The following is a 12,721-nucleotide window of genomic DNA, read 5'->3' as shown; positions in this document are numbered from 1 at the left end:
AAATGTCGAGCGGCAGGGCGGCGTCCTGTGCGGGGCGGAAGAGATAATCCTCCAGTTCCGCCGTGCGTTCGCCATCGCCCCAATTGCCGATCCAGACGATGCCCTGCCGGTCGCCTCCCTGCGCAGGCGGGTGGAAGTGGCGGAGGTCGGCGGCTTCATGCCAGGTCCAGACGCGCGCCCCCCAGCCCCAGCGGCGATAGACGTCCGACAGCGCCTCGCCAAAGGCCAGCACACCGTCATAGCCGCTGAGGTCGAAGGCGCGGATCGCTTCCGGGTCGGACACGGCGCGGTGATGGGTGTCGTGGAACAGCAGCGTGAAGTCGCCGCCCGCGATCCGCAGCGCGCCGATGCGGGCGACGAGGGCCGGGTCGTTCCATTCGTGGACGATGACCACGTCCGCGCCGTCGAGCAGCGGCTCCACATCGTCAGCGGGATCGTAGCTGCGGGTGACGAGTTCGGGATAGGCGGCGCGGAAGGGTTCAAGGCCCGCTTCGCCATGGTCGGCGAGCAGATTGGCGAGGCTCCAATTCCCCTCCGGCTCCAGCGCGAGCACGTCATGACCCATCGCGCCGAGTTCGCGCAGAACGCCGCGCAGGAAATGGGCGTTGCCGTGGTTCCAGCAGGACAGCAAGGAATGAGTGAAGTATACGACTTTCACGCTGCTGCCCTCCGCCGCAGGGTTGCGTAATGGTCCGCCATCCGGGTGGCGAGGGCGGGCAGGCTGTAGCGGGCGGCCCTTTGCTGGGCGCGGCGGCCCGCTTCGGCGCGGGCGGATTCGTCCTCGATCAGCGCGTTGATGGCGCGGGCGAAACCCGGCGCGTCGTTGGGGGGGACGAAAGTGGCCGCGCCGTCCCACAGTTCGCGGAAGGTGGGGATGCCGGACAGGACCAGCGCGCAGCCTGCCAGAGCGGCTTCCAGAACAGCGAGGCCGAACGGCTCGTACAGCGCGGCAGAGGCGAAGACCGGGCGGGAAGCGAGATGATGGGAAAGCGCTGCGCTGTCCATCACGCCTGCATGTTGGAGCGCTTTCAGCGTAACGCCGCCGCCATGGGGGGCGGACAGCGGACCCGCCGCGCAGAAGGGCACGGCGATGCGGGCGGCTGCTTCGTCGAGCACGCCTATATTCTTGCCTTCGTCCCACAGGCGCCCGGCGGTGAAGACATGATCCCGCATCGCCCGGCGCGGAAAGTCCATGGCACGGCCGTTGTGGACCGGCACGGGCGCGACGCCATATTGACGGCGCGCGGCGTCCGCGAAGGCGGCGGTGGGGGTGATCGCGAGGGTGGCGTTGCGCAGGCCGCGATCGACCAGGGCGGTGCGCCAGGCGAAGTCTCCGGGCATCGGGCCGTCCTTCACCGCCGACCACCAGGTCGCGACGCAACTGTGCAATAGCGCGATCGTTGGGCAAGCGTAACGGCCCTGCGCGGCCAGCGCAGGCGTGTGGAGCTGGACGATGTCGGCGCGAAGGTCGCCCGCCATTTCGGCAAGCCGCGCCTCGGCCATCAGGATGGGTTCGGCCTGCGCGGCGAGCCATTCCAGTTCCAGCCCGGTTTCGACCACATGCACATTGGCGATCGCCGCCGCTTCGGCCCGCTGCGCCTGGGTGAGCGCCGGGCCAAGGACGGCGAGCGTCACCTGCCAGCCCAAAGGCCGGAGCGCGCGGGCGAGGTCGGTCGAATATTGCCACACGCCGCCCACGGCATCGGCGGCCAGCAACAGGTGTCCGCCAGCGCTCATAGCGCCCTCGCCGTCACGAGCGAGGGTGCGGCCACAGGCGCGCGCTCGCCAGCCAGCCAGTCGGCAAGGTCAGCGACGCCTTGCCGCCACGGCTTGCGCGCGGGCAGATCGACCGCCGCTTGCAGCGCGCCTGTGTCGGCGACGAAATAGCGCTGGTCGCCCGCGCGCCAGTCCGACGTCTCCACGCCAAGCGGACGGCCCACTTCCTCGCCGATCAGCGTCAGTATCTGGCGCAGGCTGACCGCATTGTCTGCCCCGCCGCCAAGGTTGAAGGCGCGGCCCGACAGCCGGTCGATGTTGCGCCAGACGGCGAGATAGGCGTTCACCGCATCGCCCACGTCCAGAATGTCGCGAACCTGATGGCCGTCGCCATAAAGGATGATGTCGCGCCCTTCGAGAGCGCTGATCAGGAAATGGGCGACCCAGCCCTGATCCTCCGTCCCCATCTGGCGCTGGCCGTAGATGCAGCTCATCCGCAGCACGGCGGTGGGCAGGCCGAAACTGCGCGCGTAATCGAGCACATATTGATCGGCCGCGCCCTTGGAACAGCCATAGGGGGTGTGGAAATCGAGCGGGCGGCTTTCATCGATGCCGCGCGCGCGCAGTGCGTCGTCAACCGGCTGGTAAGCGCCGTCCGTCAGGCGGAATTCCAGATCCTCAAGACCGCCATAAACCTTGTTGGTGGACGCGAAGATCACCGCTGGCGGCGTCGAACAGCGCCGTGCGGCCTCCAGCACATTGAGCGTGCCCAGCACATTCACTTCGAAATCGGCGCGGGGGTCGGTGAAGCTGGTGGTGACGGCGACCTGCGCCGCCATGTGGAACACGGCGCGCGCTCCCGCCACGGCCCTCGCCAGCGCCGCATCGTCCCGCACATCGGCGATGACGGGCGTGATGGCCGCGCCGTGACGCTGCTCCAGCCAGGCGAGGTTGCGCTCGACACCGGGCCGGGCGAGCGAGTCATAGATGATCACTCCCTCGCCCTGGCCCGCCAGCCGGTCGGCGATGTTGCAGCCGATGAAACCGGCGCCGCCCGTGATCAGCACGGGTTTGCGGTCAGCGCCTTTCATGCGACCAGCCCTCTGGCTTCCAGTTCGGCGCGCGCTTCGGCCACGCGGTCGTCGGCGGTCTGCTGCGCGACCCATTCGGCGAGTTCGGCCAGCCCCTGCCCGAAATCCTGCCGCGCGCGGAAGCCGAGCTTTTCTTCGGCAAGGCTGGTGTCGCAGAAGCAATGGCGGATGTCGCCGGTCCGCGCCTTGCCGACGATTTCGGGCTCGATGTCATTGCGGCCCATCGCCTGCGCCAGACTCTGCGCCACTTCCGTCACCGAACGATCATTGCCCGAACCGATGTTGAACGTGCCCCCCGCCGCCTGGGGCAGGTGCAGCGCGTCGGCGAAGGCGCGGGCGACGTCGGTCACATGCACGAAGTCGCGGCGCTGTTCGCCATCCTCGAAGATCATCGGCTTCTGCCCATTGAGCAGGCGGGAAGCGAAGATGGCGAGGACGCCGGTATAGGGGTTGGACAGCGCCTGCCCCGGCCCATAGACGTTGAAGAGACGCAGGCACACGCCTTCCATCCCATAGGGCGCGGTCATGATGTGGGTCGTGCGTTCCTGCACATATTTGTTGAGCGCATAGATGGAGGCGAGGTTGGGCCGCTTCCATTCCGGCGTCGCCACGGGGGTCAAGGGACGGCCGTTCGCATCGACCGGGTCCCACACCTTCTGATTGTCGCGCAGCGATCCGCGATCGGCATCCTGCACGATCTGCCCATCCTGGTCGCGGTAGAGCCCCTCGCCATAGATGCTCATGGAAGATGCGGTGACGACCCGCCTTACCGGATTGTCGATCAACCGTTCGAACAGCACCGCCGTGCCGACATCGTTGACGGAAGTGTAGCGTTCGACCTCGTACATGGACTGGCCGACGCCGACTTCCGCCGCCAGATGGATGACGGCGTCCACGCCATTCAGCGCGCGCTCCACCGCATTGCCGTTGCGCACGTCGGCATGGATCAACTCGACCTGCGGGTCGAGATCGGCGGGCCGCTCGCCATTACCGTGCACCTGGTCGATCAGGGCGTCGAGCACGCGAACTTCATGGCCGCGCTCCAGCAGTTCCCGGCAGAGTGTACGGCCGATAAAGCCCGCGCCGCCCGTGACAAGTATCTTTTCCACGGCCAATCCCCTTGTTAATTAAGAATATCACGCCCGGACGGGCAATCATTATGATAGGGAAACATATGACCGGGGAGGAACATCTTCTTCTACCGCCTTGTTCCCGCGGAAATCCGAATTTTTGTTTCGAACGACACAATATTAACGCAGGAAAATAACTCATGTTATTGGCACTAACATGGGTAATATGATGTGGATCACTTGTTGCTATTCCGTAATTTAGATAGGGAACTTTCACTCTACCTTCTCGGTTGGGCCAGCATCTATGTTGATGCTGTCACCTTCACACCAGCCGCCGCGCACCTGCTTTCACCTTGTAAGGCATGGCGTGCATGGCGAATTCGGCCGGTTGCTGAGCGGCCGCGCGGGCGCGGCGGCGTTGACCGGGGCCGGGCGGGCGCAGGCGGAAAATGTCGCGTCGTGGCGCGGGCTGGGCGAACTGACCGCCATCCACGCAAGCCCCCGGCAGCGCACGGTCGAGACCGCCACCATCATCGCGCGGGCATTGGGACTGGAAGTGGAGATCGTTGCGGCGCTGGACGAGATCGATTTCGGAGAATGGAACGGCAAGTCCTTCGCGGAGCTCAGCGATGATCCCATGTGGCGCGAGTGGAACAGCAGCCGGTCCACCAGCCCCACGCCGGGGGGCGAAACCATGAAAGCCGCCGTCGAAAGGGCCGTCCGGCACCTGGAAGACATGGCGGCCGCGCGGCCGGGCGCATCGATCCTTTGCGTGACCCATTGCGACATCATTCGCGGCGTCATGGCGCATTATCTGGGGCTGAGCCTGGACAATCTGCTGCGGTTCGACGTCGATCCCGGATCGATCAGCACGATCATGGCCGGGCCGGAAGGAAGATGCGTCACTCGCCTGAACGAGGTGCCTGCATGAAGACGATGACGATCGCCGCTACTGCCCATGAGGAGGAACAACTGCGCCGCCAGATCGAAGCATTGGGGCCATGGTTCCACAATTTGCGGATCGGCGGCGTCGAAACCGCGCCCGATCATTTCCTGGGGGACTATCCCGCCTTCAAATTCGCGGGTTTCGCCCATGCGCTGCCGGAGGACCTGACGGGCAAGACGGTGCTCGACATCGGGTGCAATGCGGGTTTCTATTCGATCGAGATGAAGCGCCGGGGCGCGGCGGAGGTGATCGGCATCGATTCCGACGACCGCTATCTGGCCCAGGCCCGCTTTGCCGCCGAAACGCTGGGGCATGAGGGCATCGAGTTCCGAAATATGTCGGTCTATGACATTGGCAGCCTTGGCCGCCGGTTCGACCTCGTCATCTTCATGGGCGTGCTGTATCACCTGCGCCATCCGCTGCTGGCGCTGGACCTGATCCGCGAGCATGTGGCGGGCGACATGCTGCTGTTCCAGACGATGCAGCAGGGGTCGTCCGACGTGCTGATGGTGCCGGAGGATCACCCCTTCCACGTGCCGGGGACCAGCAGGCCGCCGGGCTTTTTCGACAATCCCGCCTATCCGAAGATGCATTTCATCGAGCGCAAGTTCGCGCATGACTGGTCCAACTGGTGGGCGCCCAACAAGGCCTGTTCGCAGGCGATGCTGCGCGCGGCGGGCTTCACGATCGAGGCGGAGCCGGAGGAGGAAGTCTATCTGTGCCGCGTCGCGCCGGTGCCGTTCGAGGAATGGATGGGCAAGGCGGCGGTCTATCCGGCGCGCGGACCTGAGGACATGACAAGCGAGGAGGGAAAGCCCGCATGATCGAAGCGGCGATGATCTGGAACGAGCCCAACAACAAGTCGCATTGGGACCTGGAGATCGACCCGGACTGGTCGCTCTATGCCGACATGGTCGTGCGCGCGGGCGCGGCGATCCAGGATGTGAACCCTGCCGTCACGCGCGTGCTGGGCGGCATGTCGCCGATCGACCCGCATTGGGTGAACCGGATGCGCGACCATGGCGCGCTGGACGCCGTGGATGTGGTCGCGGTGCATGGCTTTCCGCTCGACTGGAACCTGTGGCCGATCCACGATTGGCCGGACAAGATCGCCGAGATCGAGGCGGTCGTGCCCGACAAGCCAATCTGGGTCACGGAGGTCGGCGTCGGGTCGTTCGGCGCGGAGGAAGTGCAGGTCTTCGGCGTCAATCGCACGGCGGAACTGCTGATCGGGCGAGTGCCGCGCATCTTCTGGTACAGCCTTTACGACCTGCCGCAGGAATGGGGCGCGACCACGCGCCACCGCGAGGCGGAAGGATCCAGCTATTACCGCCATTTCTACATGGGCCTGATCCGCGCGGACGGCACGCCCAAGCCCGCGCTGGAGGATTATGGCCGGGTCGCGGACAGGATGGGGCTGATGCAGTGGTTCCATTTCGAGGACCCGCGCCTGGACGACGCCGTCGCCTGGATGAAGCGGCTGGGCGTGCGGCAGCTGCGCACCGGCCTTAGCTGGGCCGACAGTTTCCGCCCTAACGCGATCGACTGGTTCGACCGGCAGATGGAGGCTCTGGCGGATTTCGACGTCACCGTCACCTTCTGTTTCACGCCTGAGCATCTGGGGATCGCCCCGCATCACAGCAGCGCCGTGCATGAGCCGCAGGCCTTCGCCGATTTCTGCGCCTGGATGATCGATCGCTACGCCCCTGCCAGCGCGGCCATGCCCGTCGCGCAGACGGCCTGACGGAGAGAGCCCATGAAGCATTCACCGCTGCCACCCCGCCGCCCCGCAATCAATATCGGCATCATTGGCGTCGGCAATTGCGCCAGTTCGCTGGTGCAGGGCCTCAGCCACTATCGCGCCGAAAGCAACGAGCATTTCGGCCTTACCCATTGGGAGATTGGCGGTTACCGGCCGTGCGACATCCATGTGGCGGCGGCGTGGGACATCGACCGGCGCAAGGTGGGACGGGACGTCGCCGAAGCGATCTTCGCGAAGCCCAATTGCACGCAGGCCTTCTGCCGTGAAGTGGACGCCACCGGCGTCGCGGTGGAGATGGGGCGGATGCTGGACGGCTTTGCCGATCACATGGCCGACTATCCCGACGATCGCACCTTCCTGCCGGCGGACGCGCCCGAACCCAGCAAGCAGGATGTCGTGGACCGGCTGCGCGCGGCCAAGGTCGACGTGCTGATGAACTATCTGCCCGTGGGGTCGCAGCAGGCCACGGAATTCTATGCGGAGTGCGCGCTGGAGGCCGGGGTCGCCTTCGTCAACAACATCCCTGTCTTCATCGCCAGCGATCCGGTGTGGGCGGAGCGGTTCGAGGCGGCGGGCGTGCCCATCATCGGCGATGACATCAAGGCGCAACTGGGCGCGACGATCGTCCATCGCGTGCTGACTGACCTGTTCGCCAAGAGGGGCGTGAAGCTGGACCGCACTTACCAGCTCAACACCGGCGGCAATACCGACTTCCTGAATATGTCGAACCGGGCGCGGCTGAAGTCCAAGAAGATTTCCAAGACCGAAGCGGTGCAGTCGGTCGCGGAAAGCCGGTTGGAGGATGAGAATATCCATATCGGCCCGTCCGACTATGTGGCCTGGCAGAATGACAACAAGGTCTGTTTCCTGCGGATGGAAGGGCAACTGTTCGGCGGCGTGCCGATGAACCTGGAACTGCGCCTGTCGGTGGAGGACAGCCCCAATTCGGCGGGGGTCGCGATCGACATGATCCGTTGCGCCAAGCTGGCGGCGGATCGCGGGCTGTCCGGCCCGATCCATCCCGCCGCCGCCTATTTCTGCAAGCATCCGCCGCAGCAGATGACCGACGACCGCGCGCATGAGGCGGTCGAAGCCTTCATTCGCGGGGAAAGCGCCGTGGCGCTGGCGGCGGAATGATGGACATGCTGGTGAAAGAGGCTGAACCTTCGCTCGATGCCATGACCATGCGCGCCGTCACCGTGACCGGGCCAGGCGCGATCCGCGTCGATCAGGTGCCGGTGCCGCAGCCGGGGCCGGGGCAGGTGCGGGTGCGGATGGAAGGATGCGGGGTGTGCGCGTCCAACCTGACGCCCTGGGCCGGGCCGGAATGGCAGCAATATCCGCTGGAGCCGGGCGCGCTCGGCCATGAAGGCTGGGGCATCGTCGATGCGGTGGGAGAAGGCGTCACATCAGTGGCGGTGGGCGATCGGGTCGCGGCGCTCAGCTATGCCAGCTATTCGGAATATGATCTGGCCGAAGAGGCTGCGGTGGTGAAGCTGCCGCCAGCGCTCAATGGCATGCCCTTTCCCGGCGAGCCGCTGGGCTGCGCGTTCAATATCTTCCGCCGCGCCGATATTGAGGCCGGGCAGACGGTGGCGATCATCGGCATCGGCTTTCTGGGCGCGCTGCTGACGCGGCTTGCCACCGATGCGGGCGCGCGGGTGATCGCGATATCGCGGCGGTTATCCTCGCTCGATCTGGCGCGGGATTTCGGCGCTGCGGAAACGATCGTGATGGACGATCATCAAGGGATCATCGATCAGGTCAGCGCGCTGACCGGCGGCCGTTTTTGCGAGCGGGTGATAGAGGCGGTAGGCAAGCAATGGCCGCTCGACCTGGCGGGAGAGCTGACGGGCGAGCGCGGCAAGCTGATCGTCGCGGGCTATCATCAGGACGGGCCGCGTCAGGCCAATATGTGGCTGTGGAACTGGCGCGGCATCGACGTCATCAACGCGCATGAGCGCGACCCGCTGGCCTATGCGCAGGGCATGCGCGAAGCGGTGGAGGCGGTGGCGTCCGGCCGCATCGACCCTGCCCCGCTCTACACCCACAGCTATCCGCTTGACCGGCTGGACGAGGCGCTGAACGCGACCCGCGACAAGCCGGACGGCTTCGTAAAGGCGATCGTCATCCCATGAGCAGCGTCACCGCACCCGCGCGCCCGGCCGCACCTGTCGAGACACGCCCGCGCATCGGCTTCCTGGGCACCGGCTGGATCGGCCGCAACCGGATGGAGGCGATGCTGGCCACGGGACGGATCGAAGCCGCCGCCATTGCCGACGCCCTGCCCGGCAATGCGGCGGACGCGGCGCTGCTCGCCCCTAACGCCGTGCAGGCCGATACGCTGGACGCGTTGCTGGACCAGCATCTGGACGGGATCGTGATCGCGACGCCCAGCGCGCTCCATGCGCAACAGTCGATCCGCGCGCTGGAAAGCGGCCTGGCGGTCTTCTGCCAGAAGCCGCTCGGCCGCGATGCTGCGGAAGTCAGGGCGGTGGTGGATGCGGCACGGGCGGCGGACCGGCTGCTGGGCGTCGACCTTTCCTATCGCGGCACGGCGGGCATGCGCGCCATCCGCGAGCGCATTCAGGGCGGGGAACTGGGCGACGTACATGCGATCGACCTGACGTTCCACAACGCTTATGGGCCGGACAAGCCATGGTTCTACGACCCGCGCCAGTCGGGCGGCGGGTGCATGATGGACCTTGGCGTGCACCTGATCGACCTGGCGCTGTGGACGCTCGATTTCCCCAAGGTGGACAGCATCGACGCGGTGCTGTTCAGCAAGGGTCAGCCCCTGCACGACCGCACGGCCCAGGTGGAGGATTATGCCGTCGCCACGTTGCGGCTGGCGGGCGGACGCGTAGCGCGGATCGCCTGTTCCTGGAACCTGCATGCGGGGCAGGACGCTGTCATCGCAGCGGATTTTTTCGGGAGCAAGGCTGGCGCGGCGTTCCGCAATGTTGGCGGCTCCTTCTACGACTTCACCGCCGAACTGTTTCACGGGACGGCGCGGGAGACGCTGGCGATGCCAGGTGACCCGTGGGGCGGGTGGATGGCCGGACAATGGGCGAAGCGGCTGGCCCGTTCCGCGCGCTTCGACCCGGAATGCGAGACATTGGCGCAGGTGGCGGAGGTGATGGACGGGATTTACGCGGCTGCGGCATGAGGGTCGAAGGTTTGACGAACGGAGTGAGGTGTCTTGGCCTTCGCTCAGCCTGAACGGCTAATATTAACGCCCTTCCCTTCCTTCCCCAACAGCCGCTCCGCCCGGTCGAACATCCTGCCCAGCCAGCCACGCGAATAGGTGAGACCGTGGTAGAGCGTCACCATCACCCGTCCCCATGACAGGAACAGGCCCGGCCGTCCAAGCGCATGGGCCGCGCGGAAAGCAGTGCTGCTGCCCCGGCTGATGCGATGGCGCAGGCGGTAGATGAGCTTCCGGCGCCATCCCAGATGCGATGCCGAAGGCTGGATGCGCTTGCGGGGCTTCACCCCGGTGCGACGCCACGCCAGCCGGTAGGCGAGGCCATCGCGCCGCTGCCGGAATCCCGCCGCCTGCGTTTCGCGGATGAAGGCGGCGTCGACCGGCTGCAACGCCAGCCTCCCCTCCCCCATCGCTGCCTGAACGAGCCGGTGCAGCACGGGCGAGCGCACCACGACGACATTGGTGCCGCGCCCGTCGGACGAATAGGGCTCCACCCATGCGTCACCAAAGGAAATGTCCGCCGTTTCCGCCACCACATCGTCGCAATAGTCGCAGGCGCGGTTCTGGAAGAAGCCCGACCCCCAATCGCCATCGACCAGATGCCACCAGTCCTGCTGGCGTTCTTCACCATCACGGGCCGCAAGCCGCGCCCTGTACCAGTTTGCCGGGCGGCTTGCGTCCTTCACCCGGTAATCGACCGCGGCGACCGCAGCGGGATCAAGGCCCATCTGCCAGGCGAAGCTGTCCACCATCTGGCGGCTTTTCATATGGCCGCAGACAAGGCCCAGGGTGAAGGCGACCCGTTCGCGCAACAGGGGATCGTCCAGCATCGCCAGGTTCACCGCCTTGATGAAGCAGGGAATGCCGACAATGGCATAGCGGCCGGGCACGTCCCGCATTTCGCGCAGGATGGCGGACATTTCGACGGGATAATAGCGCGACTGCGCGCCCTCCATCAGCGCGTCGCGGCTGCGCGAGATGCTGTAGCGGAAGAGGCGGCCTTCGGCGGCGGGGTCGGCCCGCACGACATGGGCGACGCCATCGACCAGTCCCGCACGCAGCAATTCGGCCGCGACCCAGCTTACCATCCCGCCTGAACTGCCCCGATCGCGATAGTCCCGCTCGGCGGCATGGCCGACATAGGCGGCGGCGAAGCGGCCGATCCAGGGGTCCTGTTCCGGCGCGCCGGGGAAGCGCTGCTGCGCAATCTCATCCTCATCGCGCGCGCTGGGGGAGAAAGGGCAAAGCCGCGAAAAACGGGCGCTGCGCTCCCTGCGCCAGCCTTCCGGCGCGGCGGGCTTCAACTGGCCTTCGACATCCCAATCGAGCCGCGCATCGGCGGGGCCGGTCATGGCGGCGCAGGACCCGCAGCCGGTGCACAGCCCCGATGCGGTCATGTCGCGCGGGCTGAGCGGCCCGCTCATCGCACCATCGCCAGCGCATCGTTCAGGAAGGCGGCGGAACGCTGCCGCAGGGCGGCGATGCGATCCTGCACCGCCGCGTCCATTGGTTCGGTCAGCAGCCGCTCATAGACCGACGCATCCTGATCCTCGCTCACCATATGCCGCCCGGCCCCCAGCGCGCGCATCAGGTCGCGGACCTTGTGAAAGCGATAGGGCGTGGGCGCGGTGAGAAAGGGCCGCCGGTTCAGCAGCGCGAAGACGCAGCCATGGAAAAAGTTGGTGACGACCCCCTCCGCGCCCGCCATCAGCGTCGCAAATTCCTCCGGCCCGGCGGTGATCCGCTGCTCATGCGCCCAATCGTTGCGATAGCCGATGCTGACGATGGGCATGCGGCGTGCATCGGCCCAGCGCCGGACATGGCCACTCAGCCAGTCCGGGAAGTTATGCCCGTAGAGGGCGAGATACCCCCCCTGCCCGTCTTTCATGGTGCCAGACTGCATCGGCGGAAATTGCAGGCAGGGGTCGAGCACCAGCGCCGGGTCGCATCCCAAGGCAGCGCGCACGATCGCGCGGCTGTTTTCATCCCGCACCGACACCGCCGCGAACTTGCGCAACTGCCCGGCCCAATGGTCCGGCAGCCCTTCGGACGCATCATGATTGCCGAAGCTCGCCGCGTAGGAGAGGAAGGGCGCGCGCAGGCCAGCGCCGTAGAAGATGGGGCTTTCGCCATACCAGGGGTGGCGCTGGTTCCACACCTCGTCACTGCCCACGATGATGGCGTCGAAATCATCCATCTGTTCGGGCTGATCAATGGGAAACGGACGCGACAAGGGCAGTTCCTCAAACGCGGCCAGGAACTTGCGCGTCTTTTCCGCATAGGCGGGAAAGTCCGTTCGCTGCGCGGGCTGCGGCAGTGTCGGATGCAGGGCGCAACGCCATTCCGCCCGCTGGATCGCGGGGGAATGATGGTCGAGCAGCACTGCATTCATTCCCATGGCGCGCAACCCCTCCACGAGGCAGCGCGCCTGCCAGTAGGAGCCATAGTTGATGCAGCGGTGAAAGGTCAGCACGCCGCAGGACCGGCCGCGCGCGCCTGCTCCGCCGTCAGTCAGGGGCGCGGCGGCCATGGTCCGCATAGCTTTTTTCCTCGATCAGTTCGGAGCCGAGCAATTCGTTGATCTGGCGCTTGATCGCCGCGCGCCGGTCATTCATCCGGTAGACGGCGCGGGCCAGGCCGATGAAGGTCGCGCCGAACTGCGCGCTCGCCTCCTCCTCACGAATGGCATCCTCGATCTGCCACAGCTCCTCATTGACCTGCTTTAGCCGCTCCACCAGCGGGGCGATGGCGGCGACCTGCAACGCCTCGCTGCCGATCATGCTCAGCAGCCGGTATTCCTTGCCGACATTGGCGCGCGCGTCCGCCGCGGCGATGCGCTGCTGCTTGATTTCCAGGATGGTCATCTTGTCGAGCAGTTCGCCCCAGGAAACCGGCACTGACGGCGTGGACATATATCCCATGGCTTGG

Annotated in this window: 12 protein-coding genes and 1 pseudogene; 6 read left to right on the top strand and 7 right to left on the bottom strand. The window is 66.2% G+C overall.

Going from position 1 to position 12,721, the window contains the following annotated elements; all coding sequences use genetic code 11:
* The 4 genes and pseudogenes from L288_RS33560 to L288_RS33545 form a co-directional block, all read right to left on the bottom strand.
* Positions 1-658, bottom strand: a pseudogene (locus L288_RS33560) (glycosyltransferase); the annotation flags it as partial.
* Positions 655-1,737 (bottom strand): glycosyltransferase family 4 protein, encoded by a 1,083-nt coding sequence (locus tag L288_RS33555; protein ID WP_021238616.1) that lies wholly within the window; start codon positions 1,735-1,737, stop codon positions 655-657. The pseudogene L288_RS33560 and the gene L288_RS33555, both read right to left, overlap by 4 nt.
* Positions 1,734-2,807, bottom strand: coding sequence for an SDR family NAD(P)-dependent oxidoreductase (locus tag L288_RS33550; protein WP_021238615.1), 1,074 nt, complete (start codon positions 2,805-2,807; stop codon positions 1,734-1,736). The genes L288_RS33555 and L288_RS33550 overlap by 4 nt, the downstream gene beginning before the upstream one ends.
* Complete coding sequence (locus L288_RS33545) at positions 2,804-3,916, bottom strand: SDR family NAD(P)-dependent oxidoreductase (protein WP_031304466.1); 1,113 nt, start codon at positions 3,914-3,916, stop codon at positions 2,804-2,806. Before L288_RS33545 ends, L288_RS33550 begins: the two co-directional genes overlap by 4 nt.
* Positions 3,917-4,187: 271 nt before the next feature.
* Here L288_RS33545 and L288_RS33540 point away from each other — a divergent pair, with 271 nt between their 5' ends.
* Genes L288_RS33540 through L288_RS33515 form a run of 6 tightly spaced genes read left to right on the top strand, consistent with a single transcriptional unit; the run spans position 4,188 to position 9,754 of the window.
* The gene (locus L288_RS33540; RefSeq protein WP_236613028.1) at positions 4,188-4,808 is read left to right on the top strand and encodes a histidine phosphatase family protein; all 621 of its coding nucleotides are present in this window, start codon (positions 4,188-4,190) and stop codon (positions 4,806-4,808) included.
* A gap of 5 nt (positions 4,809-4,813) precedes the next feature.
* Entirely contained in the window at positions 4,814-5,647 is an 834-nt protein-coding gene (locus tag L288_RS33535) for a TIGR04290 family methyltransferase (RefSeq protein ID WP_037481312.1), read from the top strand.
* Positions 5,644-6,567 carry a glycosyl hydrolase gene (locus tag L288_RS33530; RefSeq protein ID WP_021238611.1) on the top strand — a complete coding sequence of 308 codons (924 nt, stop codon included), beginning with the start codon at positions 5,644-5,646 and terminating at the stop codon, positions 6,565-6,567. Before L288_RS33535 ends, L288_RS33530 begins: the two co-directional genes overlap by 4 nt.
* Positions 6,568-6,579: 12 nt before the next feature.
* Positions 6,580-7,722 (top strand): inositol-3-phosphate synthase, encoded by a 1,143-nt coding sequence (locus L288_RS33525; RefSeq protein ID WP_021238610.1) that lies wholly within the window; start codon positions 6,580-6,582, stop codon positions 7,720-7,722.
* On the top strand, positions 7,719-8,723 hold the full coding sequence (locus L288_RS33520) for an MDR/zinc-dependent alcohol dehydrogenase-like family protein (protein WP_201766643.1): 1,005 nt from the start codon (positions 7,719-7,721) through the stop codon (positions 8,721-8,723). The genes L288_RS33525 and L288_RS33520 overlap by 4 nt, the downstream gene beginning before the upstream one ends.
* Complete coding sequence (locus L288_RS33515) at positions 8,720-9,754, top strand: Gfo/Idh/MocA family protein (RefSeq protein ID WP_021238608.1); 1,035 nt, start codon at positions 8,720-8,722, stop codon at positions 9,752-9,754. Before L288_RS33520 ends, L288_RS33515 begins: the two co-directional genes overlap by 4 nt.
* Before the next feature lie 44 nt (positions 9,755-9,798).
* Here the strand turns inward: L288_RS33515 and L288_RS33510 are convergent, their stop codons facing one another.
* Genes L288_RS33510 through L288_RS33500 form a run of 3 tightly spaced genes read right to left on the bottom strand, consistent with a single transcriptional unit; the run spans position 9,799 to position 12,714 of the window.
* Complete coding sequence (locus L288_RS33510) at positions 9,799-11,217, bottom strand: Coenzyme F420 hydrogenase/dehydrogenase, beta subunit C-terminal domain (protein ID WP_021238607.1); 1,419 nt, start codon at positions 11,215-11,217, stop codon at positions 9,799-9,801.
* Complete coding sequence (locus L288_RS33505; protein ID WP_236613027.1) at positions 11,214-12,332, bottom strand: polysaccharide pyruvyl transferase family protein; 1,119 nt, start codon at positions 12,330-12,332, stop codon at positions 11,214-11,216. Before L288_RS33505 ends, L288_RS33510 begins: the two co-directional genes overlap by 4 nt.
* Complete coding sequence (locus tag L288_RS33500; RefSeq protein ID WP_021238605.1) at positions 12,301-12,714, bottom strand: DUF6165 family protein; 414 nt, start codon at positions 12,712-12,714, stop codon at positions 12,301-12,303. Before L288_RS33500 ends, L288_RS33505 begins: the two co-directional genes overlap by 32 nt.
* Between the last annotated feature and the right edge of the window lie 7 nt (positions 12,715-12,721).

The organism is Sphingobium quisquiliarum P25 (genome assembly GCF_000445065.1).
Classification (GTDB): domain Bacteria; phylum Pseudomonadota; class Alphaproteobacteria; order Sphingomonadales; family Sphingomonadaceae; genus Sphingobium; species Sphingobium quisquiliarum.
The sequence above is the reverse complement of the archived record's forward strand: the minus strand, read 5'-3'. Positions and strand labels throughout refer to the sequence as shown.